The organism is Nocardiopsis sp. NPDC007018 (assembly GCF_040635075.1).
Classification (GTDB): Bacteria; Actinomycetota; Actinomycetes; order Streptosporangiales; family Streptosporangiaceae; genus Nocardiopsis.
In genome coordinates, this window is sequence record NZ_JBEYHA010000049.1 from 1 (window position 1) to 24,522 (window position 24,522).

The 24,522-nt window shown below is 75.3% G+C and carries 9 protein-coding genes; 7 read left to right on the forward strand and 2 right to left on the reverse strand.

Annotated elements, in window-relative coordinates:
* Nucleotides 1-164: 164 nt before the first annotated feature.
* Nucleotides 165-833 (reverse strand): alpha/beta fold hydrolase, encoded by a 669-nt coding sequence (locus ABZ635_RS21670; protein WP_357768141.1) that lies wholly within the window; start codon nt 831-833, stop codon nt 165-167.
* Nucleotides 834-951: 118 nt separating this feature from the next.
* On the opposite strand from ABZ635_RS21670, the gene ABZ635_RS21675 reads away from it, so the two are divergent.
* A complete protein-coding gene (locus ABZ635_RS21675) occupies nt 952-4,011 on the forward strand; it encodes a LuxR family transcriptional regulator (protein ID WP_357768144.1) in 3,060 nt (1,019 codons plus the stop codon).
* A 493-nt stretch (nt 4,012-4,504) separates the two neighbouring features.
* On the opposite strand, the gene ABZ635_RS21680 is transcribed toward ABZ635_RS21675, so the two are convergent.
* On the reverse strand, nt 4,505-5,788 hold the full coding sequence (locus ABZ635_RS21680) for an activator-dependent family glycosyltransferase (RefSeq protein WP_357768147.1): 1,284 nt from the start codon (nt 5,786-5,788) through the stop codon (nt 4,505-4,507).
* 242 nt (nt 5,789-6,030) lie between these two features.
* Here ABZ635_RS21680 and ABZ635_RS21685 point away from each other — a divergent pair, with 242 nt between their 5' ends.
* Genes ABZ635_RS21685 through ABZ635_RS21710 form a run of 6 tightly spaced genes read left to right on the forward strand, consistent with a single transcriptional unit; the run spans nt 6,031 to nt 24,428 of the window.
* Nucleotides 6,031-6,615 (forward strand): GNAT family protein, encoded by a 585-nt coding sequence (locus ABZ635_RS21685; protein ID WP_357768150.1) that lies wholly within the window; start codon nt 6,031-6,033, stop codon nt 6,613-6,615.
* Nucleotides 6,616-6,668: 53 nt separating this feature from the next.
* A complete protein-coding gene (gene sbnA, locus ABZ635_RS21690; RefSeq protein WP_357768153.1) occupies nt 6,669-7,661 on the forward strand; it encodes a 2,3-diaminopropionate biosynthesis protein SbnA in 993 nt (330 codons plus the stop codon).
* On the forward strand, nt 7,658-8,650 hold the full coding sequence (gene sbnB / locus ABZ635_RS21695) for a 2,3-diaminopropionate biosynthesis protein SbnB (protein ID WP_357768157.1): 993 nt from the start codon (nt 7,658-7,660) through the stop codon (nt 8,648-8,650). Before sbnA ends, sbnB begins: the two co-directional genes overlap by 4 nt.
* Before the next feature lie 33 nt (nt 8,651-8,683).
* Entirely contained in the window at nt 8,684-8,887 is a 204-nt protein-coding gene (locus tag ABZ635_RS21700; RefSeq protein WP_357768160.1) for an MbtH family NRPS accessory protein, read from the forward strand.
* 42 nt (nt 8,888-8,929) lie between these two features.
* On the forward strand, nt 8,930-17,203 hold the full coding sequence (locus ABZ635_RS21705; RefSeq protein WP_357768162.1) for an amino acid adenylation domain-containing protein: 8,274 nt from the start codon (nt 8,930-8,932) through the stop codon (nt 17,201-17,203).
* 7 nt (nt 17,204-17,210) lie between these two features.
* Nucleotides 17,211-24,428: an amino acid adenylation domain-containing protein gene (locus ABZ635_RS21710; RefSeq protein ID WP_357768165.1), complete on the forward strand. Its 7,218-nt coding sequence runs from the start codon at nt 17,211-17,213 to the stop codon at nt 24,426-24,428.
* Nucleotides 24,429-24,522 lie beyond the last annotated feature (94 nt).

A 24,522-nucleotide genomic window follows, 5' to 3' on the forward strand; every position in this document is an offset into this window, starting at 1 on the left:
CGACCGGGATCTGCACCTTCCCCAACCGGTGCCGGAACGCCCGGACGCCCTGCTTCTTCCTGGCCTGCGCCGTTCCGGGCCCCGGCGTGCGGGGAGCCGTGTCGACACGTCGCCATGGTGACTCGGCGACACGGGAGGTCCCGGTGCCCTCAGCTGGAAGCGGGTCAGCTGACGACGCCGCGCACGTGGTCGATGACCTCGCCGTTCCACATCAGGGAGATGTGTTCGACGCAGCCGACCCGGATGTTGTCGGCCCCGGGCAGCGAGGTGCTGTCGGTGGGTGAGATGACGATGTCGCAGGGCGAGCGCAGGGTCGTGTACCGCACCGGTCCGGGTGTGGGGTCGCCGCCGTTCAGGCCGTTGAGGAAGTCGGACCCGTGCCGCATCTCCTGGCAGGGTGTGATCGGGGACGGGCACAGGTTGGCGATGTTGGTCCCGTTGTTCGGGCCGCCGATGGAGATCCACTGGTCGACGGTCTCCGTGCCGCCGAGGTTCTTGATGTAGTAGCGCGACGACAGGCCGCCCATGGAGTGGGTCACCAGGTGCACGCGGTCGGCGCCGTGCTGGGCGCGCACGCCCTCGATGTGGTCGCCGAGCAGCCCGGCGATGGTGGTGTTGGACCGGGCCCAGTCGTAGGAGAAGACGTGCAGCCGGTCCTCGGGGTAGCCGGAGTCGACGAGGGCGGCGCGCATGGCGTCCCACTGGCCGCCCTTGCCCATGAACCCGTGGACGAAGACGATCGGGGCGGGGGCGTTCGCGGCGGCGGGCGCGGCCTGGAGCGCGGTGGTGAGTGCGAGGACGAGTCCGCACAGGAGCGCGGTCAGGCGTCTCATGTGACCTCCGGGGGTGGGGGAAGCGGGGAACCCCGATTGTGTGCCACGGGTCACACGGGCGCATCGGCCGAATCGCCGGTCTCTTTACTCGGACTTAACTCGCGAGTAACTTAGGGGTGTGATCAGCGTGAACCCGCTCACACGCACGACGCGCCTCCACGGGCGCGACCGCGAACTGCTCACCGTCCGCCGACTGCTCGACGCCGCCCGCTCGGGGAGCGGCGGCGGCCTGCTCGTGACCGGCCCCTCCGGCATGGGCCGCACCGCCCTGCTGGAGTGCGCGGAGGAGGGGGCCCACGACCTCGCCGTGCTCAGCGCCCACGCCGCCCCCGGCGAGGGACGGCTGCCCCTGGCCGGTCTGCACCAGCTCCTGCTTCCCGCGCTCCCCCTGCTCCCCCGCCTGCCCCGCGCCCAACGGGAGACGCTCGCCCGGGCCCTGGACACCGGGGACCCCGGAGAGGCGCTCCCGCTCGCCAACGCGGTCCTCGGGCTGTGCGCCGAGGCCGCCTCGGAACGCCCGCTCCTGTTCCGCGTGGACGACGTCCACCTGCTCGACGCCCCCTCGCGTGAGGCGGTGGCGTTCGTGGCGCGCAGACTCACCCACGAGGGGGCGGCGGTGCTGCTCAGCGCCAGGGACGCCGACCCCGACCGGCTCACCGGGATTCCCGTGCTCCGGCTGCGCCCCCTGGAGGCGGGCGCGGTGCTTGACCTTGTGGCGGAGGCGGCCCGGGACGGGTGTCCGGAGGGACTCGCGGACCCGGTGGCGGCGGCGCTCGCGGAGGCGGCGCAGGGCAACCCCCGCGCCGCCCTCGAACTGCTGGAGGGGACCGACCCCGAACAGAGGTCGGGCGCCGCGGCCCTGGAGCAGCCGCCGCGATCCCGGGGCGAGCTCACCGACGCCTTCACCCGGGCGCTCGCCCGGATCGACCCGGCCTCCCGGCTCGCGCTCGTCCGGTTGGCGGCCGACCCCCGCGCCCCGGCGGCTCCGGTGCTGGGAACAGACCCGTCGAATGCCGGTGCCCACGCCGATGCCGCCAGCGGTGCCGGAGCCGGTTCCGATCGCTCCGGCCCCCGCCGGGACGCCGCCGACACGGGTGGCGCCGCGCGTTCCGACCCACCGCACACCGTGACCGGCGGCATGGACCCCGGTGGTGACACCCCCGCCGACCCCGACCCCCGCGCCCCCTGCGCCCCCGACCCCTGGGCGGCCGCGCGCGACGCGGGGCTGGTCAGCGACCCCGGCCGGGCGACGGCCTTCACCCACCCGCTGGCCCGGTCCGCCGCCTACCACCGCGCCTCCCCCGCGCAGCGGCGCTCCGCCCACCTGGACCTCGCCCGCGCGTACGCGGCGGCCGGGGACACCGGACGCGCGGTCTGGCATCGCGCCCTGGCCGAAGGCGTGCCCGACGAGCGGGTCGCCGCCGCCCTCCACGAGGAGGCCCACCGGGCCGTCGACCGGGACGGGCACGCCCCCGCCTCCCTGCTCCACGAACACGCCGCCCGGTTCACCCCGGACCCGGCCCTGCGGGGCCTCCGGCTGACCGACGCCGCCCGCTCCGCGTGGCTGTCCGGAGACCCGGCCCGCGCCCGTCGGGTCCTCGCGCGGGTTCGCCCGGTCCCGCCCGCTCGCCCCGTTTCCGGGGACGCCTTCCCGCACCGGGACCGCGACACCCGGGTCCGCGACGTCCAGGACCGCGCCGACCTCCTGCGCGCCGAGATGGACCTGCGCTCGGGGGTGGCCATCGATGCCTTCGCGCACCTGGGGCCCGCCGCCGACCGGTTGGCGCGCAGCGACCCCGGCGCGGCGCTACGGGTACTGCTCCAGGCGGGTGAGGCCAGCTGCCTGTCCGGCGACCACGAACGGTTCTTCGCCACGGCGCGCCGGGCCCGTGACCTCGCGGAGGGCGCCACCGCGCCTCGCGAGGCGGACACCCGGGACGGGCCGCGCGGTGCCGACCGCCCCTGGGACCGGCTGGTCCTCGACTACATGACCGGCAAGGCCGCCATGTTCCAGGGACGCCACGGCGAGGGCGCGGCCCTCCTGGAACGGGCGGTGGAGACGGCCGACCGGATCGGCGACCCCCAGGCGCTCGTGCTGGGCGGGATCGCCGGTCTCCTGCGCGGCGACCACCTGCGCACGCGGGCCCTGGCGGGGCGGGCGGTGGCGGTGGCCCGCCGCACCGGGGCGTACACGCTGGTCCCGCAGGCGCTGGAGTTCCTGACCTACGCGGAGATGTGGTTCGGTCGGCTGTCCCTGGCGCAGGGCAGCGCCGCCGAGGGCCTGCGGGTGTCCCTGGAGTCCGGGCAGGACAACTGCGCGAGCCACCACCGGGGCGCGCTGGCCTTCGTCGCGGCGATCCGGGGCGACGAGGACGCGTGTCGTGAGCACGCCGGGACCGCTCTCGCCCTGGCCGGGGAACACGACGTCGGGCTGCCCGCCGGGCTGGCGGCGTGGGCGCTGGCGCTGCTCGACCTCGGCTCGGGGCGTACCGCCGAGGCGGCCATGCGGCTGCGGACCCTGGCACGGTCGGGGCCGGGTAGCGGTCACGCCGCGGTGCGGCTGCTGATCACCCCGCACCTGGTGGAGGCGTCGGTGCGCGGCGGGGTGGCGGTGCGTGTCGACGGCGCGGTGGAGACCTTCGCCAGCTGGGCGGAGGCCACCGGCCAGGACACCGCACGGGCCCAGGTGATGCGCTGCCGGGGGCTGCTCGGTGCGGGGGCCGAGGCCGACCGGTACTTCGAGCGCGCGCTCGACCTGCACGCGTCCGGGTACTGCGACTTCGAGGAGGCGCGCACCCGGCTGCTGTACGGCGGGCACCTGCGGCGCTCCCGCCATCCGGGGCGGGCCCGAGAGCACCTGCGCGCCGCGGTCGAGGTCTTCGACCGCCTGGACGCACGGCCGTGGGCGCGTCAGGCTCGGGAGGAGTTGCGCGCGGCGCGCGGCAGCACGGCGGCGCGAACGGGCGGCGGGACGGGCACGGGGGCGGTCGGCGGCGTGGACCTGCTCAGCCCGCAGCAGATGCGGATCGCCCGACACGTCGCGGAGGGCGCCACCAACCGGGAGGTGGCGGCGCGGCTCTTCCTGAGCACCCGCACGGTCGACCACCATCTGCGCAACATCTACAGCAGGCTGGGCATCCGCTCCCGGGTGGAGCTGGCCCGTCTGGTCGGCGGATAGCCCACCGGCCGCCCACGACCCCTGCCCGCATCCGCCGTCCCTTTCGGGGCTGCCGCGGCGCCTGCCCGTCGGCGACCCGCCGCCGAAGCGGGGATCGCCGTGCTCCGGTGCGGCCCGCCGTGGTGGGAAGGGGTGTCTCCCGGGGCGGTCCGGGCGTCGACATGTCGACCTGTGGCTTCGTCTCCAGAGCGCCTCGTCGACGTGTCGAGGGGGCGACGGGTCGACTCGGTGCGGGTGTTTCACGTGAAACATCCGCCCGGGGATGCCGGTGGGTTCCGCGTGGAGCTTCGGCGCCCACCTCGTGAACTCCGCCCTGCCCGCTACGCGCCGCCGAACCGGCCCGCGCGCTGGAAGTACCGCCGGAACCGTGCGCAGACGGCCCGAGGCCCCGTTCTCACGCGCACCGTCTGCCCCCGCTCCCCCGCGCGTCACTTGTTCCACCGGGTCGTGAAGCACCTCCTCCCCCACGCATCGCCCGTGCCCCTCGGCCCCCTCAGTTCCCGGCCGGGGCGGCGGAGTGGCGCCGCACCGCCTCCTCCAACGTCGCGACGAAGGCGTTCGGGCTCGGTTGGGTCAGGGCCTCCTCCCGCAGGCGCAGCGCCCCCCGCCGATATCTCCCGTCCGAGAGCAGAGCGTCGACCGCGTCGCGCACCCGCTCCCCGGTCGCCTCCGACGGCGCGATCCACGTCCCCGCCCCGGCCTCCTCCACACGGCGGCTGAGGAAGGGCGCGTCGAGGTCGTTCGGGATGAGCAGCTGCGGGACCCCGGCCGCCACCGCGCTGTTCACGGTCCCCCACCCGCCGTGGTGCACGATCGCCGCACAGCTGGGCAGCAGGGCCTGGAGCGGCACGAACCCCTCCACGCGCACGTTCTCGGGCAGGGGGCCCAGGGCCTCCTGTTCGGTCTCGGCGACGGTGGCGACGATCTCCGCGTCCAGCTCCGCGAGCCGGTGGACCAGCGACCGCACGGACAGCGCGTGGTCGCCGAAGCGCTCGGCCTCGGTGGTGCCGAGGGTGAGGCACACGCGCGGCCGCTCCGGCGGCGCCCACAGCCAGGGGTCGACCACCGACCTCCCGTTGTGGGGGACGTACCGCAGGCCCAGGTACTCCAGGCCGCCGTCGATCCGCAGCGGCGGGGGCAGTTGCTCGATGGTGAAGTGCCCGTGGGTGAGCCGTTCGTCGAAGGCCACCCCGTGCCGGGCCGCGCTCCGGCGCAGCCAGTCGGCCAGGGGGTCGACCCGCTCCGCCTCGGGCTGCTCCGCCATGAACTCCAGGTAGGTCCGGCGCACCCACCCGTACAGGTCGGCGCCGCAAGTGACCCTGGCGTGCACGGCGCCGACCGCCTCGGCGGCCACGGAGGCGGCGTAGGTGCCGGGCTCCCACAGGACGGCGTCCGGGCGCCACCGGCGGCAGTACTCGACCAGCTCGTCGCGGATGGGGTCGTTGACCATCCGGAACCACCAGGGCACGAGGTTGGCGTAGCCGTCTCGCAGGTACTCCCAGGTGATGTCGTCGGGTGCCATGTCGACGACGTCGAAGGGGACGGACTGGCCGGCCCGGGCCGTCTCCCTGCGGTCGGGGAACAGCCGCAGCAGCCGCCAGAAGTCGTGGTCGCTCCCCACGGGGACGCAGGTCAGCCCCGAGGAGGTCACCGTGTCCACGAGCTCGGGCTGGCAGGCGACCCGCACCTCGTGGCCCGCCGTTCGCAGGGCCCAGGCGAGCGGGACCATGCTCAGGAAATGCGTCTTTTCCGATCTGGTCGCGAACAGGATTCGCACCGATGCCTCCGGGTTCTGGAATTCACTGGTGAATGGGAACTGTAGGGCGTTCCGTCGTTTCCGCCCGCCCTGTCGGCGGATTCCGGAATCGCTAATGCCATCACATCCGCTCAGGCATTGACCCGCAAGAAGTGCCGGGGCTAGGTTCGATCCGATTCCTCACCATTGCCCACGTCCCGCTGGCGGGACGGTGTGACGAGGTGCGTCCGAATGACGCCTCACCCGAAGAACGGAGCTGTCCCTTGCTGTTCCCGCACGTCGAGACCCGTCGGCTGAAGCTCGTCCCCTCGACGGCCACGGAGGAGACTTTCGACATCCTCCTGAGCGGCGGCGTGGAAAGCCTTTCCGACATCGACACCTACCTCGCCGACCACCGGCGGTCGGACATCAGCGCCTACTTCCTGGCCGTGTCGAAGGCGACCGGGAAGACGGTCGGCTTCACCACCCTGCACGAGCTCAACCAGCCCGCCGGGCACGTCCAGGTCGGCCTGTACAGCGACATCCGCCAGGAGAACCTCGGGCTCGGCGGCGAGTCCGCGATCCTCACCATCAACTACGCGTTCGCGATGTGGAACGTGCGCAAGGTCTACGTCCGCACCACGAAGGCGACCATCGCCAACTTCGGCCCCCAGGTGGAGAAGGCCGAACCCGAGGCGACTCTCCGTGACCATTTCTATTTCTGTGGCCGACTCTGGGACGTCCACATCTACTCGATCAGTCGCGACGACTGGGCCGAATGGGGAATGCCGGAGATGATCGAACGATTCCTGGTGACCGGAAAGGCGGGGAGGAACATCCCGAAGAAGGTCCGGGAATCGCTGTCCTAGGTAGCGACGAGACGCCCAGTGGGAACCTGGGGTCCGGGGAAGGTCCTGATCCGATGAATAACCGTCCACCTCAGGGAGTGCTCTCCACGGTCGGAGGCACACCCCTGATCCGGCTGGGCCGTCTCTTCGCCGACCGCGAATTCGATGTCCTGGCGAAGATCGAGGGGATGAACCCGGGCGGCAGCATCAAGGACCGGGCCTCCGTCAGCATGCTCGTCGGGCGGGTCCGCTCCGGTGATCTCGTCCCCGGACGTTCGGTGGTGGTCGAGTCCAGCTCCGGCAACCTCGCCATCGGTATGGCCCAGGTGTGCGGCTGGTACGGCCTCCGCTTCGTGTGCGTCGTCGACAGCAGGACCACCAGCCAGAACCTCGCCATCCTGCGGGCCTACGGCACGGAGGTGGACATGGTGGACCGACCCGACCCCGCGACCGGCGAGTACCTGCCCGCCCGCATCGCGCGGGTCCGTGAGCTGGTCGACCGCATCCCCCACGCCTACTGGCCCAACCAGTACGCGAACGAGCTCAACCCCCGGGCCCACCACACCACCATGGCCGAGATCCTCGAACAGGCCGGGGGACCCGTGGACTACCTCTTCGTGGCCACCAGCTCCTGTGGGACGGTCACGGGCTGCCGCGAGTACCTCGCCGAGCACAGCCCGCGCACCCGGGTCGTCGCCGTGGACGCGGAGGGCAGTGCCATCTTCGGCCGCCCGCGCGGGCCCCGGCTGCTCCCCGGGCACGGGGCGGCGGTCCCCCCGGCCCTGTACCGCAAGGGGGTCGCCGACCAGGTGGTGCACGTCAGCGACCTCGACGCCGTGGTGGGCTGCCGTCGCCTGATCCGCCGGGAGGCGCTGCTGGCCGGGGGGTCCTCGGGGGCCGTGGTCAGTGCCGTGGAGCGGCTCGCCCCCGAGCTGCCCCCGGGCGCCACGTGCGTGGCCGTGCTGGCCGACCGGGGCGAGCGCTACCTGGACACCATCTACGACGACACGTGGGTGCGCGACCACTTCGGTGAGGTCGCGCACCTGTGGAAGGAGAACGACCGATGAGAGTGCTGCGCCGCGCCGACGTCCGAGCCGTCCTGGACGGCGAGGAGAAGACGGTCCTGGACGTGGTGGCCCGCACGTACGCGGCCCACGACCGGGGGGAGGACGCGCTTCCGCACTCGGTGTTCCTGCGCTTTCCCGGCAACACCACCGACCGGGTGATCGGCCTCCCCGCCTACGTGGGGGGTTCCGAACCGGCGATCGGGATGAAGTGGATCGCCTCCTTCCCGGGCAACGTCGCACGGGGCGGTGAGCGCGCCACCGCCGCGATCCTGCTCAACTCCCCGCTGGACGGGAGCCCGGTCGCCCTGGTGGAGGGCGCGGTGGTCTCGGCGCGCCGGACCGCCGCGAGCGCCGCCCTGGCCGCGGGGCTGCTCCTGGAGGGCGCGCCGGAGGGGTACGACGCGGGTGTGTCGCTGGTCGGGTGCGGGGTCGTCAACCGCGAGGTGCTGCGCTTCCTCCGGGCGCGGCTGCCCGCCCTCCGGAGGGTCACGCTCATGGACCACGACCGGGGTCGGGCGGCGTCCTTCGCGGCGTCGTGCCGCACGACCTGGCCGGAGCTGGAGTTCTCGCTCGCGGACGACCACGAGGAGGCCCTGCGCGCGCATCGGCTCGTCTCGCTGGCCACGACGGCGGGCACCCCCTACCTGTCGTTGGACGCCTGCGTTCCGGGGACCGTCGTCCTGCACCTGTCCCTGCGCGACGTCCTGCCGGAGTCGATCCTCAAGGCCCGCAACGTCGTCGACGACACCGACCACGTGTGCCGGGCCGACACCTCCCTGGACCTGGCCGCCCGCGAGCGCGGGGACCGGGGGTTCGTGGAGGCCGAGATCGGTGCGCTCGTGCGGTCGGGGGCGGCGCACGACCCGACCAGGACGACCGTCTTCTCACCGTTCGGCCTGGGCACCCTCGACACCGCGCTGGCCGCCCAGGTGCTCTCCGAGGCCCGGTCCCGGGGGCTGGGCACCGACATCGCCGACTTCCTGACCTGACACCCGCCCCCACCAGAACCAAGGAGGAGCCCCGTGTTCCCGAACGAGGAGTTCGACGTCGTCCTCAACCACGAGGAGCAGTACTCGCTGTGGCCCGCCGACCGGGAGCCGCCCGAGGGGTGGACCCGGGAGGGCACGCGCGGTACCCGGCAGGAGTGCCTCGACCACATCGAACGGGTCTGGACCGACATGCGTCCCCGCAGTCTTCGTGAACGGATGGCCCCCGGCCGCGCCTGAGAGCGGCGGCCGGGAGGACCACACAATCCAGGTAGAGGTCCCATGAACCACCAGTCCCCCGTACCCCAGCGAGGTGGCGCGGACCCGGCCGTCGGGCCGGACCCCGCGCACGCCCCCGTCCTCGTCCAGGAGCTGGTCTCCGCCCGGGCGGAGACCGACCCCGACGCGGTGGCCGTGCGCGGCGGCCGGACCGCGCTCACCTACCGGGACCTGGAGTCCGCGGTGAACCGGCTCGCCCGTGGCCTGATCGGTCGGGGGGTGGGCCGGGGCTCCCTGGTCGCGGTGCGGCTCCCCCGCTCCCCGGAGCTGGTGGTCTGCCTGCTCGCGGTGCTCCGCGCCGGGGCGGCGTACCTCCCGCTGGACCCCCACCACCCGGTCGGCAGGGCCGAGCGGGCGCTGCGGGAGTCGGGGGCGGGGCTGCTGGTCGCCGAGGCGGGCACGGCGGTCCGCGCCGACGTGCCCGTCCTGCTCCTGGACGACCCCGCCGAGCGGGCGGCCGGTGCCGCGCGCTCGGACGCACCGGTGCGGGTGCCGGTGGACCCGGACGAGCTCGCGTACGTGATCTACACGTCCGGGTCGACCGGGCTTCCCAAGGGGGTGATGGTTCCGCACCGGGGACTGGCCGTGTACACGGAGTGGGCGCTGCGGGAACTGGGTCCCCAGTTCGCCGCCGGTTCGGTGCTGCACACCTCGGTGGCCTTCGACCTGGCCCTGACCTCGCTCTACCCGGTGCTGGCCGCGGGCGGGGCGGTGACTGTGGTGGACGGCGCGGGTGTGGAGCCGCTCGCCGACGTCCTCGGTGACACGCCGTACGGCCTGCTCAAGCTGACCCCGACCCACCTGGACGCGCTCGTGGAGACCGTCCCCGGCCCGGGCCTGGCCTCGGCCGCGCGGGTGCTGGTGGTGGGCGGTGAACAGCTGCGCGCCGAACAGTTGCGCGCGTGGGCGGAGCTGGCTCCCGAGACCCTGGTGGTGAACAGTTACGGGCCCACCGAGACCACGGTCGCGTGCTGCGCCCACGTGGCCCGTGCCGGGGATCTCGCCGCCGGGAACGTCCCGGTGGGGCTGCCGATCGCGGGAGCGCGGGCGCGGGTGCTCGACGCCCGGTTGGCGCCGGTGGCCGACGGGGCCGCCGGAGAGCTGTACGTGTCCGGCCCCGGTGTGGCCCGGGGCTACCTGGCGGCGCCCGCCCTGACCGCCGAGAGGTTCGTTCCGGACCCGTTCGGTCCGCCCGGGACGCGGATGTACCGGACGGGCGACGTGGTGCGCCGCCGCGCCGACGGCGTGATGGAGTTCCTGCACCGGGCGGACCGCCAGGTCAAGGTGGACGGCCACCGGATCGAACCGGCCGAGGTGGAGCAGGCCGCGCGCGAGGTCCCCGGGGTCCGGGCGGCCGCCGCCGTCGCGGTCGTGCGCGACGGGCGCACCCGCCTGGCCCTGCACCTGGCGGCCGGGCCCGGGACCGACCCGGGGCGGGTCCGGGCGCACCTGGCCCGGCGTCTGCCCGAGGCCTGCGTCCCGAGCCTGTGGACGGTCGGCCCCGCCCTCCCGCTCCTGGCCAACGGGAAGGTGGACCGCGCCGCCCTGCCCGAGGCATCGCCCCTGGCGCGCGGCTCCGAGCCCCCGAGCGGACCGTCTGAGGAGCGGGCCGCCGACGCGTGGCGCGACGCCCTGAGCCTGGACGCGGTCGGCCGCCACGACGACTTCGTCGCGCTCGGCGGCCACTCCCTGCTCGCGGCCCGCGTCGCCCGCCGCCTGACGGAGGCGACCGGGACCGCCGTCACGGCCGGAGACGTCCTGACGTCCCGCACCGTCGCCGCCCTGGCCGCGCTGCTCGACGAACGCGCACGCGCGGGGCGGCGGTCGGCCGCGCCCCTGGTGCGCTCGGCGGAGACCGGGCCGGCCCCGCTCTCGGCCGCCCAACGCGGCCTGTGGTTCCTCGACCAGCTGCACCCGGGGCGGACCGAGTACCTGGTCCCGGTGGTGCTGCGGCTGCGCGGGCGGCTCGACACCGACGCCTTGGACCGCGCCCTCACCCGGCTCGTCCGACGGCACGAGGCGCTGCGCACCCGCTACCGCACCGACGACACGGGCGATCCGGTCGCGGTCGTGGACCCGCCAGCGCCCCTCGTGGTCGAGGCCGAGCGGGCCGACCCCGGGACGGTCGTGGACGAGGAGCTGTCCCGGCCCGTCGACCTCGAACACGGACCCGTCCTGCGGGTCCGGTTGGTCAGGACCGAGCCCGAACGCCACGTGCTCGTGCTCGTGATCCACCACATCGCCACGGACGGGTGGTCGACCGGGCTGATCGCCGACGAACTGGCTCGGGCCTACGCGGCCCCGGCCGGGGAGGGCGAGCCCGCTCCGCCGCGGGTGCGCTACTCCGACCACGCGCGCTGGCAGCGCGATCGCCTGGCCGGACCGCGGTTCGAGGAGGAGCTCGAGGCCTGGCGGGACCACCTCTCCGGCGCCCCCGTCGTCGAACTCCCCACCGACCGCCCCCGGGGCGCGGTCCGCGACACCGCGGGCGCCTCCCACCGTTTCACCGTCCCCGCCGACCTGGTCCGACGCCTGTCCGACCTGGGCGCGGCCCGGGGCGCGACCCCGTTCGCGGTGCACCTCGCGGGGTGGCTGGCGCTCACCCACCGCCGTACCGGGGGCACCGACCTGTGCGTCGGCGTGCCGGTGTCGGGGCGCTCGGCCCCCGGCAGCGAGGACGTGGTGGGGTTCTTCGCCGACACCGCCGTCCTGCGCACGCGGGTGTCGGCCTCGTCCGGCTTCGGCGAGCTGGTGGACCGGGTCGCGCGGGAGTCCGCGCTGGCCCACGGCCGCGACGGGGTGCCGTTCGACCGGCTGGTGGAGGCGGTCGCCCCCGAGCGCGACCTCGCCCGCACACCGCTCTTTCAGGTCATGTTCGCCTTCCAACCCGCCGGGGCGGAGCGCTTCGCCCTGCCCGGCCTGGAGGTCGTCCCCGAGGAGGTGGACGCCCGGTCCGCCCGGTTCGACCTCACCCTGGAGCTGGTCCCGGCCCCGGACGGTTCGCTGCGCGGGCACCTGTCCTACGCCACCGCGTTGTTCGACCGGGCCACGGTCCGCACCCTGGCCGACCACTACGTGCGCCTCCTGGAGGGCGCCGCCGAGGACCCCGCGCTCCCGGTGGGACGGCTGGAGGTCATGGCGCCCGGAGAGCGCGCCGCCCTGGTCGACCTGGCCTCCGGGCCGGTACGACCCCGTCCGGACGCCGGGGTGCCCGAGCTGGTCGCCGAACAGGCGGCCCGCACCCCCGGGGCGGTCGCCGTCAGCGGGGTCGGCGCGCCGCTGACCTACGCCGAGGTCGACGGGGCCGCCAACGGTGTGGCCCGCGCGCTGGTGCGCCGGGGCGTGCGGCCGGGTGACGTGGTGGGCCTGTGCGTGCGCCGGGGCCCCGCTCTCGTGACCGGGATGCTGGGCGTCCTGCGGGCGGGCGCCGCCTACCTGCCCCTGGACCCCGAGCACCCCGCCGAACGGCTGGCGTTCGTCACGGCGGACGCCGGTGCCCGCCTGACCGTCACCGAGACCGGCGCGGCCGACGGGCTGCCCGGGGGGCCGCTGCTGTTCCTGGACCGCGAGGAGTGCGCGCCCGTGGCGGCGGCCCCGGTCGCGACCGACCCCGACGCCCCCGCGTACGTGGTCCACACGTCCGGTTCGACGGGGCGGCCCAAGGGGGTCGTCGTTCCGCACCGGGGTATCCGCAACCGGGTCCTGTGGGCGGTGGACCGTTTCGGGATCGGCCCCGGCGACCGCTTCCTCCAGAAGACCACCGCCACCTTCGACGCCATGGCCTGGGAGGTGATGGCGCCGCTGGTCGCGGGAGGCACCGTCGTCCTGGCCGAGCACGGCGCGGAGGCGGACCCGGCGCTGGTCGCGGGGCTCCTGGTGCGGGAACGGATCACCCTCCTCCAGGGGGTCCCGTCGTTCCTGCGCCTGCTCGCGGAGGAACCCGACCTGGGCCGCGCCGACGACCTGCGGCTCGTGTTCTCCGCGGGGGAGCCGCTGCCCGTCCGGCTGGCCGACCGCCTGGCCGACGCGGGCGGTGCCCGGGTGGTGAACACGTACGGACCCACGGAGTGCTCCATCGACGTCACCTTCCACGTCCGCGATCGTTCCGGCGACGGTCGCGACGGTCGCGACGGTCGCGACGGTCGCGACGGCGGCGACGGCGCGGGCACCGTCCCGATCGGCCGCCCCCTGGACAACACGACCGTGCTGGTCCTCGGACCGGACGGGCTACCGGTCGCGCCGGGCGTCCCCGGAGAGCTGTACGTCGCGGGCGAGGGTCTCGCGCACGGTTACGCCGGCCGTCCGGCGCAGACCGCCGAGCGCTTCGTCCCCGACCCCCACGGCCCGCCCGGCGGGCGCCTCTACCGGACCGGCGACGTCGTCCGCCACGCTCCGTGCGGAGAGCTGGAGTTCCTGGGCCGCGCCGACGACCAGGTGAAGATCCGGGGCGTGCGGGTCGAGCCCGGGGAGGTGGAGGCCGTGCTGCGGGAGCACCCCGGGGTGTCCGCGGTGGCCGTGACCGCCCGCCCGGGCCCGGACGGCCAGACCCGCCTGCTGGCCTACGCCGTGCCGTCGCGGGAGCGGCTGGACGAGGCGGCGCTGCGCGCGCTGGCCGCCGACCGCCTGCCCGGGCCCTGGCGCCCCTCGCTGTACGTGCCGATGGCGGCCCTGCCCGTCACCACCAGCGGGAAGGTGGACCGGGCCGCGCTGCCCGACCCCGGCGGCGCCTCCCCGGACGGTGGGTCCCGGGAGCCCCGCACCCCGATGGAGCGGGTGGTCGCCCGGGTCTGGTGCCGGGTCCTGGAGCGGGACGCGGTGGGCGCGGAGGACGACTTCTTCGATCTGGGCGGGCACTCCCTGCTGGCCACCCGGGTCACCGGGGCGCTCGGCGCCGAGCTGGGCGCGCGGGTTCCGGTGCGGGCCCTGTTCGAGGCCCGCACCGTCGCCGCCCTCGCCCGCGCGCTGGAGGAGGCCGGGGCGGCGGGGGCCGGTCACGGTCCCGCCGGAACCGCCGACACCGCCGACACCGCTGGCGCCGCCGTCGACGCCCCCGAACCCGTGACGGAGGGCCCGGTGCCGCTCTCCCCCGCCCAGGAGCGCATGTGGTTCCTGGACACCCTGCGCCCGGGGACGGCCGAGTACACCATCACGTGGGCGCTGGAGATCGGGGGCGGCCTCGACGTCCGCGCCCTGGAGCGGGCCCTGGGCGACGTGGTGGAGCGCCATCCGGCGCTGCGCACCCGCTACCCCACCGGTGCCGACGGAGTCCCCCACCAGGTCGTCGAACCCCCGGTCCCGTTCCGGCTGCCGGTGGCCGACACAGGGCGCCCGCTCGCGGTGGAGCTCTCCGAGATGGCCGCGACCGGATTCGACCTCGCCGCCGCGCCCCCGGTGCGGCCGCGCCTGCTGCGTCTGGCGGAGGACCGCCACGCGCTCGTGCTGGTCGTGCACCACATCGCCTTCGACGCCTGGTCGGAGGAGGTTCTGGCACGCGACCTGGCCGCCGCTTATACGGCCCGCAGGCAGGGGAGGGCCCCCGACCTGCCGACCCCGGCGACCGATCCGGCCGCGCACGCCGTCCGGGAGGTGCGCCGCGCCCGGGACGGGGACGCCCGGCACGACCTCGCGTACTGGACGGAGCGGCTGGCGGGGCTGCGCCCCTCGGAGCTGGTCACCGACCGCCCGCGACCCCGGCAGCGGGACACCGGGGGCGCGGCCGTGGAGCTGGTCCTGCCCCGGGAGACCGCCGAGGCGGTGGACGCCCTCGGCCGGTCCCACGGGGCCACCCCGTTCATGACCTACCTGGCGCTCTTCACGGTGCTGCTCTCCCGTCACACGGGCGAGGACGACGTGGCGGTGGGTACCCCGGTGGCCGGTCGGGGCGACTCCCGCACCGACGACCTCGTGGGGTTGCTGGTCAACACCCTCGTGCTGCGGGTGGACACCGGCGCGTCGGCGGGCGGCGGGACGTTCGGAGAACTCCTGCGCCGGGTGCGCGGCACGGCGTTGGACGCCTACGACCACGCCGGGCTGGCCTTCGAGCGCCTCGTCGAGGAGCTCGCGCCCGAGCGGGACCAGTCGCGGAACCCGCTCTTCGACATCATGTTCGAGCTGACCGAACGGCCCTGGGACGGCGCGCCCGACCTCCCGGGCCTGTCCGTGCGCCGGGTCCGCACCGACCGCGTGACCGCCAAGTTCGACCTCACCCTGGGCCTGTCCGCCGAAACCGGGGGCGGCTACCGGGTGCGGATCGAGTACGCCACGGCGCTCTTCGACGAGGCCACCGTGCTCGGGCTGGGGCGGCAGTTCGTCCGCCTGGCCCGCAGCGCGGCCGCCGACCCGGGCGCGCGCCTGGCCGAGCTCGACATGCTCGGCGCCAGGGAGCGGGACCTCGCGCTCGGCCCGTGGTCCGGGGAGGTCGCCCACACCCCGGCCGAGACGGTGCACGAGGCCTTCCGCGCCCAGGCGGAACGCACTCCGGAGCGGGTCGCCGTGGAGTGGGACGGGGGCCGCCTCACCTACGGCGGGCTGCTCGCCCGTTCCGACGCGCTCGCCGACCGGCTGGTGCGGGAGGGCGTGACCCCCGAGACCCCGGTGGGTGTCTACCTCGACCGCTCGCCCGACGCCGTGGTGGTGCTGTTCGCGGTGCTGGCGGCCGGGGGCGTGTACGTCCCGCTCGACACCGCCCACCCGGTCGAGCGCACCGCGTTCATGCTGGGCGACCTCGGTGCGGCCGCCGTGGTCGCGCACGACTCCCTCGCGCACCGCCTGGCCGGTCTGGACGTACCCGTGCTGCGCCTGACCGCCGAAGGCGGAGTCGCCGCACCCACCGGCCCCGACTCCGCGGACCCCGTTTCCGCGCCCCGCGTGCCCGCGCCCGCCCGCCCCGTGCGCGGGCACTCCGACCCCGACCGCCTCGCCTACGCCATCTACACCTCGGGCTCCACCGGCCGCCCCAAGGGGGTGATGATCGACCACCGGGCGTACGCGCACCACTGCCGCACGGTCGCGGACGCCTACGACATCCGCCCCGGCGACCGGGTGGTGCTGCTCTCCGCGCTCACCTTCGACGTGTCCATGGACCAGATCGCCGCGCCGCTGCTGCTGGGGGCCTCGGTCGTGGTCAGCCCCCCGGGGTTCACTCCCCCGGAGGAACTCCCCGGCTTCCTCGGACGGCACCGGGTCACCCACATGGAGATCACCCCCGCCTACTACCGGGAGATGATGACGCACGTCGGCGCACGCGACCCGCGCCTGGACCACCTGCGGCTGGTCGTGGTGAGCAGTGACGTGGTCACCGCCGACGACGCCCGCATCTGGCGGGACGCGGACCTGCCGGGCCGGTTCCTGCCCACCTACGGGCCGACCGAGGCCACGGTCACCTGCATGACCCACGCGTTGGAGGGCCAGACGCGGGCCCGGCCGGAGTCCGCGCTCCCCGTGGGGAGGCCCATCCCGGGGACCCGCACGTACGTGCTCGACCCGTTGGCACGCCCCGTGCCCGTGGGCGTGCCCGGCGAGCTCTGCGTGGGTGGCGACCGGCTGGCCCGGGGCTACCTGGGCCGTCCCGCGACCACCGCCGAGCGGTTCGTGCCCGACCCGTACGGGCCGCCGGGGAGCCGCCTCTACCGAACCGGAGACCTGGCCCGCTACCGCGCGGACGGGGTCGTGGAGTTCCTCGGCCGGATCGACACCCAGGTCAAGGTGCGGGGGTTTCGGATCGAGCTCGGCGAGGTCGAGGCGGTCCTGGCCGCGCACCCCGGTGTGCGGGCCGCGGCCGTCACCGCCCCCGTCGTGGGAGGTGAGCGCCGACTGGTCGGCCACGTGGTGCACGGGGACTCCCCCGCGTCGGTCGCCGAACTCCGCCGCCACCTGGCCGACCGGCTGCCCGACTACATGGTCCCCGGCCTGTGGACCGTGCTCGACGCGATGCCCCTGACCCCGAGCAAGAAGGTCGACCGCAGGGCCCTGCCCGTGCCCGACCCCGCCGAGCTGGTACCCGACACCGCCTACGTCGCGCCCCGGGACGAGATCGAGCGCGCCGTGGCGCAGGTGTGGGAGGAGGTCCTGGGCCGCGCGTGCGGCGTGCTGGACGACTTCTTCCTGCTGGGCGGGCACTCGATCCTCGCCACCCGGGTGATGGTGCGCCTGCGCGACCTCACCGGACTGGAGGTCCCCCTGAGCCTCCTCTTCGACGCCACCACGATCGCGGACCAGGCGGCCGCCCTGATCCGGCTGGCCGACTCCGAACCCTCCGACGACGAGAGCCCTAGGTGATTGCGCGATGCTCACGAGAACCGAGAACCCCGGGCGTGGGGCGGCGCTGCTGCTGGACCGCCTCTCCCGCCGAAACGGGGCGCCCGCTCCGGAGGGGGTCGTGCCCGTCCCCCGGGACCGCCCCCTGCCGCTGTCGTTCTCCCAGGAGCGCATGTGGGTCCTGGACCGCCTGCGCCCCGGGGGCGTGGACTACCAGGTGCCCGTGGTCCTGCGGTTGCGGGGCCCGCTGGACCGGGAGCGCCTGGCCGCGTCGCTGAACCGGCTCGCGGAGCGGCACGAGGTGCTGCGCACCCGCTACGGGACCGACGACGACAACCGGCCGACGCAGGTCGTCGACCCGCCCTCCCGCGTGCCCGTGGCCTTCGACGACATGGGCGCCCTGCCGCCGGAGCGCGCCCGCCGTTACGCGGACGACCTCGTCCGCCTCGACCTCCGCCAACCCTTCGACCTGGAGTCCGGCCCGGTGTGGCGCGCCCGACTGGTGCGGTTGGGCGATGAGGAGCACCTGCTGGTGCTGGTCCTGCACCACGTCGCCGTCGACGGCTGGTCGGTGGGCCTGCTGGTGGACGACCTCGCCGAGCGCTACGCCGACGGCGGCGCGGACGCCCCCGCCCCGGCGCTCCAGTACGCGGACTACGCGCACTGGCAGCGTTCGGAGGCCTTCGAGGAGCGCGCGCGGGCGGGCACCGAACACTGGCGCGAACGCCTGGCGGGGCTCCCCGCCCTGGAACTGCCCACCGACCGCGGCCGTCCCGCGGTGTGGGAGCCCGACGGCGCCACGGTCGGCTTCGAGGTCCCCGCCGACCTGGCCGACACCCTCGCCGCGCTCGGGCGCGAGCACGGCGCGACCCCGTTCATGGTCTATCTGGCCGCCCTCCAGGCGGTGATGGGCCGCTACTCCGGGCAGGCGGACTTCGCCGTGGGCACCCCGGTGGCGGGGCGCACGCGCGCCGAGCTGGAACCCGTGGTGGGCGTCTTCATCAACATGCTGGCGCTGCGCGCCGACCTGTCCGGCAACCCGTCCTTCGCGGGACTGCTGGAGCGCACCCGCGACACCGCCCTGGACGCCTTCGACCACCAGGAGGTGCCCTTCGAACGGGTCGTCACCGCGCTGGTGACCGACCGCGACCTGGCCCGCAACCCCCTCTACCAGGTGGGGTTCGTGATGGGGACCGGGGAGCCCGCCCGGTTCCGGTCCGGACCACTGGTCGGTGAGGAGGTCGCGGTCCCGTCCTCGGCGGCCAAGCTCGACCTCAACTGGGCCCTGGAGCGGGGTACGGACGGGTCGTACACGGGCACGGTCACGTTCCCGCACGCCCTCTTCGACACGGCCACGGTGGAGCGCATGGCCGCCCACCTGGTGCGGTTCCTGGAGAACGTCGCGGCCGACCCCGGGACCCCGGTGGGCCTGGTCGGCCTGCTCGGCGACGACGAGCGGGACGCCGTGCTGCACCGGCCGCGCGCGTGGGCTCCGGACGCGCCCGTCCTGCACGAGCGCTTCGCGGACCGTGCGGCCCTCACGCCCGACGCCGTGGCCCTCACCGTGGACGGCGCCCACCTCACCTACGCCGAGCTCGACGGCAGGGCCAACCGGATCGCCCGGCGCCTCCTGGGCGAGGGCGTGGGGCGGGAGGACCTGGTCGGCGTGCACCTGAACCGTGGCGCGGAACTCGTCCCCGCCCTGCTCGGAGTGCTCAAGGCCGGTGCCGGGTACCTGCCCCTGGACCCGGTGCACCCGGCGGATCGCGTCGCCTACATGGTGCGCGACTCGGGCGTGCGCGTGGTGCTCACGGAGAAGGCGCTGGCCGACTCCCTGGACGCCGCCGGGGACGATCCCCGTGTGGTGGTCCTGGACTCCCCGCACGAGGAGGGCGTCCTCGCGTCCCTGCCCCGGACCGCGCCCCGGGTGGACACCGACCCCGGGGACCGCGCCTACGTCATCTACACCTCCGGATCGACGGGCCGCCCCAAGGGGGTCGAGGTCACCCACGGCAACGTGGTCCGCCTCGTGACCTCGACCGACGAACGGTACCGCTTCGACGCGGGCGACGTGTGGCCGCTCTTCCACTCGTTCGCCTTCGACGTCTCGGTGTGGGAGATCTGGGGCGCGCTGCTGCACGGCGGCCGCCTCGTCGTGGTCCCGCAGGAGGTGACACGCTCCCCCCGCGACCTGCTCGACCTGCTAGTCGACGAGGGCGTCACCGTGCTCAACCAGACCCCCACGGCCTTCCGCGGCCTGGTGGAGATGGCCGGGCGGGACGTCCCCGAGATGGCGCGGCTGCGCCTGCACACGGTGGTCCTGGCCGGTGAGGCCCTGGACGTGGAGTCGCTGCGCCCCTGGTGGCGGCGGTTCGGCGACCGGGTGCGCGTGGTCAACATGTACGGGATCACCGAGACCACCGTCCACACCACGTACCGCTCCCTGACCCCGGGTGACCTGGACGGGGTGCGCAGCCCGGTCGGACCGCCGGTGGACGACCTCGCCCTGTACGTGCTCGACCCGGCCCTGAACCCCGTGCCCGTAGGGGTACCCGGCGAGATCCACGTGGGCGGGCCGGGGGTGACCCGCGGTTACCTGAACCGTCCGGCGCTCACCGCCGAGCGGTTTGTGCCCGACCCCTTCGGCCCGGCGGGTGCGCGCATGTACCGCTCGGGCGACAAGGCGCGGGTGCTGGCCGACGGCGAGATCGAGTTCCTGGGACGCTTCGACGACCAGGTGAAGATCCGGGGCTTCCGGATCGAGCTGGGCGAGGTCCGGGCCTGCCTGGCCTCCGCGCCCGGTGTCGCCGAGGCCGTGGTGCTGGTCGACGACCGGGACGGCGATCCCCGACTGGCGGCGTACGTCGAGCCGGAGCCGGGCGGGGCCACGTCCGCGTCGGTGCGGGCCCACGCCGCCCGGGTCCTGCCCGGCTACATGGTGCCTTCGGTGGTGGTCGAGGTGGAGCGCATGCCGCTGACCGCCAACGGCAAGGTGGACAAGCGGGCCCTGCCCTCCCCGGACTTCTCCCGCGCCTCGCAGGAGACGGAGTACGCGGCGCCGCGCACTCCGAGGGAGCGGGCGGTCGCCGAGGTCTGGGCCCGGGTCCTCGGTGTCCCGGAGGTGGGGGTCCACGACAACTTCTTCGCGCTCGGCGGCGACTCCATCCGCGCGGTGCGCCTCGCCGGGGCGCTCGCGGCGGCGGGTCACGACTACTCCGTGCCCGACCTCTTCCTGCACCAGAGCGTCGCGGAGCTGACCGCCGCCCACCGCTCCGGCGGCGTGCGGGAGGAGGTCACGGGCACCGCGCCGTTCGCCCTGCTGTCCGAGGACGACCGGGCCCGCGTCCCGCTCGGGGCCGCCGACGCCTACCCGATGTCCATGACGCAGGCCGGCATGGTGTTCGAGATGGTCGCCGACTCCGAGGCGAACCCGTACCACAACGTGACCGACTACCTGGTGCGGGACGAGGACGGCTTCGACCCGCACGCGCTCCGGGAGGCGGCGGCGACGGTGGTGGCCCGGCATCCGGTCCTGCGCACCTCGTTCGACCTCACCTCCTTCGACGAGCAGGTCCAGCTCGTGCACGAGCGCGCCGAGGCGGTCGTGGGCTGGACCGACCTGCGGGGGCACGACGAACCGGAGCGGGTGCCCCTGGTGCGCGCGTTCGGCGACCGCGAGCGGACCACCCCCTTCGACCTGGCCGTTCCGCCGCTGGTCCGGTTCCACGCGCACGTCGTCGGCGACACCCGCTGGTACCTCACGCTGACCGAGTGCCACGCGGTCCTGGACGGTTGGAGCCACAACTCCACCCTCACCGAGCTGCTCGACTGCTACCGGGAGATCCGGGGCGGCGGCGTCCCGGACCGGTCGGTCGCGGCGGGGGTCCGGTTCGCGGACTTCGTCGCCGAGGAGCGGCTGAGCGCCGCCGACCCCGGACAACGCGGGTTCTGGGCGGGGAGGGTGGGCGCCGCCGAGCGCCTCGACCTGCCCGAGCTGTGGGGGGACCCCGACGACTCCCGCCAGGACGAGGTGACCGTCCCCTACGCCGACCTGGAGGAGGGCCTGCGCGAGGTCGCGCTGTCGGCCAGGGCGTCCCTGAAGAGCGTGCTGCTCGCCGCGCACCTGTCCGTGTGGCGGGCCGTGCACGGTGAGGGCCCCTTCCTGACCGGGCTGGTCTGCAACGGCCGACCGGAGGTCGAGGGCGGTGACACCGTGCGCGGCATGTACCTGAACACCGTGCCCCTGGTGTCGTTCGCGCCCGGGGCGGACTGGCTCACGGCGGTCTCCGACGTGTTCGCCGAGGAGGTCGCGGTCTGGCCGCACCGCCGCTACCCGCTCCCGCTCATCCAGCGCGAGCACGGCGGCTCCGAGCGCCTGTTGGACGTGGTCTTCAACTACCTGGACTTCCACGTCCTGGACCGCGAGACGGTGGACACGGCCGCCGGTCACGACGCCAGCCCCAACGAGTTCGCGCTCAACGTCACCACCGAGCCCGGCGCGCTCGTGCTGACCGCCCGCTCCGCGCGGGTGTCCCCCGACCGGCTCCGGCAGCTGGCGGCCCTGTACCGATCGGCCCTGGAGTCCGTGGTGGCCGACCCGCGGGGCCCGGCCGTCTGCCCGGTGCCCGCGCCCGTGCGCGGAGCCCGGAGCGCGGCGGCCGCGCGGTCCGTGGTGGAGTCCGTCGCCGCGCTGGCCGCGAGCCGCCCCGGCGCCGTCGCGGTCACGTCGGTCGGCGGCGACACCGACTACGGGACCCTGTGGGGCCGTGCCCTCGCGTGGGCCCGCCACCTCGGGGAGCTGGGGGTGGGCCGGGGCGACCTGGTCGCGGTGTGCCTGCCCCGAGACGCCGAGCTCGTGGCCGCCCTGCTGGGGGTCATGGCGGCGGGGGCGGGCTACGCGCCGCTGGACGCCGCGCACCCGGACGGCCGGATCTCCTGGATTCTGGAGGACACCGGCGCCCGTGCCGTCATCACCGCTCCCGAGCTGGCCGAACGGTTCCGTTCGCTGTCCCGGGCGGTGGTCCTTCCCGAGGAGGTGGGCGACCGCCCCGGCGGCGCGCCGGTGCGGGTCGGCGCCGACGACGTCGCCTACGTCATCCACACCTCCGGTTCCACGGGGCGGCCCAAGGGCGTCGTGGTCGGGCACGGGGCGCTGGAGGCCCTGGTGCGGGCGATGGGCCGCAGGCCCGGGCTCGGCCCGGACGACGTCCTCGCGGCGGTCACCACCCCGTCCTTCGACATCGCCGCGCTGGAGCTCTTCGGGCCGCTGGTCCACGGTGGCCGGGTCCTGCTCGCCGACGAGGAGCAGGCCGCCGACCCGGGGGCGCTGTCCGCACTGCTCACGGCCGGGCGGGCCACCGTCCTCCAGGCCACCCCCACCCAGTGGCGGACCCTGGTCGACTCGGGGGCGCCGCTGCCCGAGGGCCTGCGGGCGCTCTGCGGCGGCGAACGCCTCGACCCGGCCCTGGCCGCCGCGATCGGCGGGCGCACCGGGGAGCTGTGGGACCTGTACGGGCCCACCGAGAGCACCGTGTGGTCGGCCGTCACCCGGCACGGCCGGGCGGGCGAGCCACTCGACTGGGAGCCGGTGGACGGTGACGAGGTGCTGGTCCTGTCCGGTGACCTCTCCCCCGTCCCGGACGGCGCGGTGGGCCAGGTGTGCGTGGCCGGGGCCGGTCTGGCCCACGGTTACGCCGGGCGCCCGGGGCTGACCGCCGAGCGGTTCGTGCCCGACCCGTGGGGCGGGGGCGGTCGCCTGTACCTCACCGGCGACCTGGGTCGACGCCACCCCGACGGCAGGGTGGAGATCCTCGGGCGCGACGACCACCAGGTCAAGATCCGGGGCTTTCGCATCGAGACCGGCGAGATCGAGGCCGTCCTGGCCGCGCACCCCCGGGTGCGTTCGGCCGTGGTGCACCCGGTCCCTGGGCCGGACGGCAGCCCCCGCCTGGTCGCCTACCTCGTCCCCGAGGGCGGGGAGGCGACCACCGCCGAACTGCGCGCCCACGCGGCCCGCACGCTCCCGGAGTACATGGTCCCGTCCCTGTTCACGCACCTGGCCGCGTTCCCCACCACGCTCAACGGCAAGGTGGACCGCGCGGCGCTGCCCGCCCCCGGCACCGCCTCCGCGTCCGACCGCTTCGTCGCCCCCCGAGGGCGGCTGGAGGAGGCGCTGGCGCGGGAGTGGGAGCGGGTCCTGGAGATCGACCGGGTGTCCGCCGACGACGACTTCTTCGAGCTGGGCGGCCACTCGCTGCTGATGATGCGGGTCATCGCCGCCATGCGCGAGCGCACCGGGGTCGGCCTGGGGCTGCGGGACTTCGTGGAGCACCGCACCATCGCCCGCATCGTCGCGGAGTCCAGGGGGGCGCGCGAGCGGTCCCCGCTGGTCCGGTTCGGCGGCGAGGGACCCGGCGCGCCGCTGTACTGCGTCCACCCCGGCGGCGGTAGCGCGCACTGGTACCGCCACCTGGCCGAGGAACTGTCCGGGCGGCGCGAGCTGGTCGCCTTCGAGTGGTCCTCCGGCGAGTCCGTGCCGGAGATCGCGGCCCGCTACCTGGCGGCGATGCGGGCCGAGCGTCCCGAGGGGCCGCACCTGCTGCTGGGGTGGTGCGGCGGCGGGGCGATCGCCTGGGAGATGGCCCGCGCCCTGCGGGACGAGGGCGAGGAGGTACGCCTGCTCCTGCTCGACCCGGTGGGCGTCTCCGACGAGGGCTACCTCTCGATGCCCCGTGAGCTGGAGCTGCTCACACGCGGCGAGGAGATCTGTCGACTTCTCGACGTCTCGACTCCTCGACCGGAGCGGGACGCCCCGGATACCGGTGCCCCGGACGCCGACGCCCTGCGCGCCGAACTCGGCGCGATCCTGCGGGAGGTGGTGGAGGACGACGGCGGCCACGCCGTCACGGACCGGGACGCGGGGCCGGAGTGGCTGCCCCGGCTGTCCGCCTGGCGCGGCCTCCTGCGGGCGCGCATGGACTACCGGTTCACCGCCTTCGACGGCGACCTGGACCTGCTCGTGGGCGACGAACTGGCCGAGGAGCGCCACGTGGCGATCGAGGGTCAGGACTACGCCGCCTACCTGCGGCACTGGCGCGAGCGGGTGACCGGCGACCTCCGGGTCCTCCGGGTCCCCGGAGACCACCTGGGCGTCCTGCGGCCCCCGCACGCCGGGGCCCTCGCCGACACCCTGGAGCGGGTGCTCGGCGGTACCGCCGCCGAGGACGGCGCCACCGCCGCTCCCTGATCCCGCAACCGGTCCGGCGCCGCGCACGACGGCGCCGGACCGCCCGCCGGGGGCACCGCCCCCGGCGCCGATCCCGGCCGGGGCGGTCCCCGGC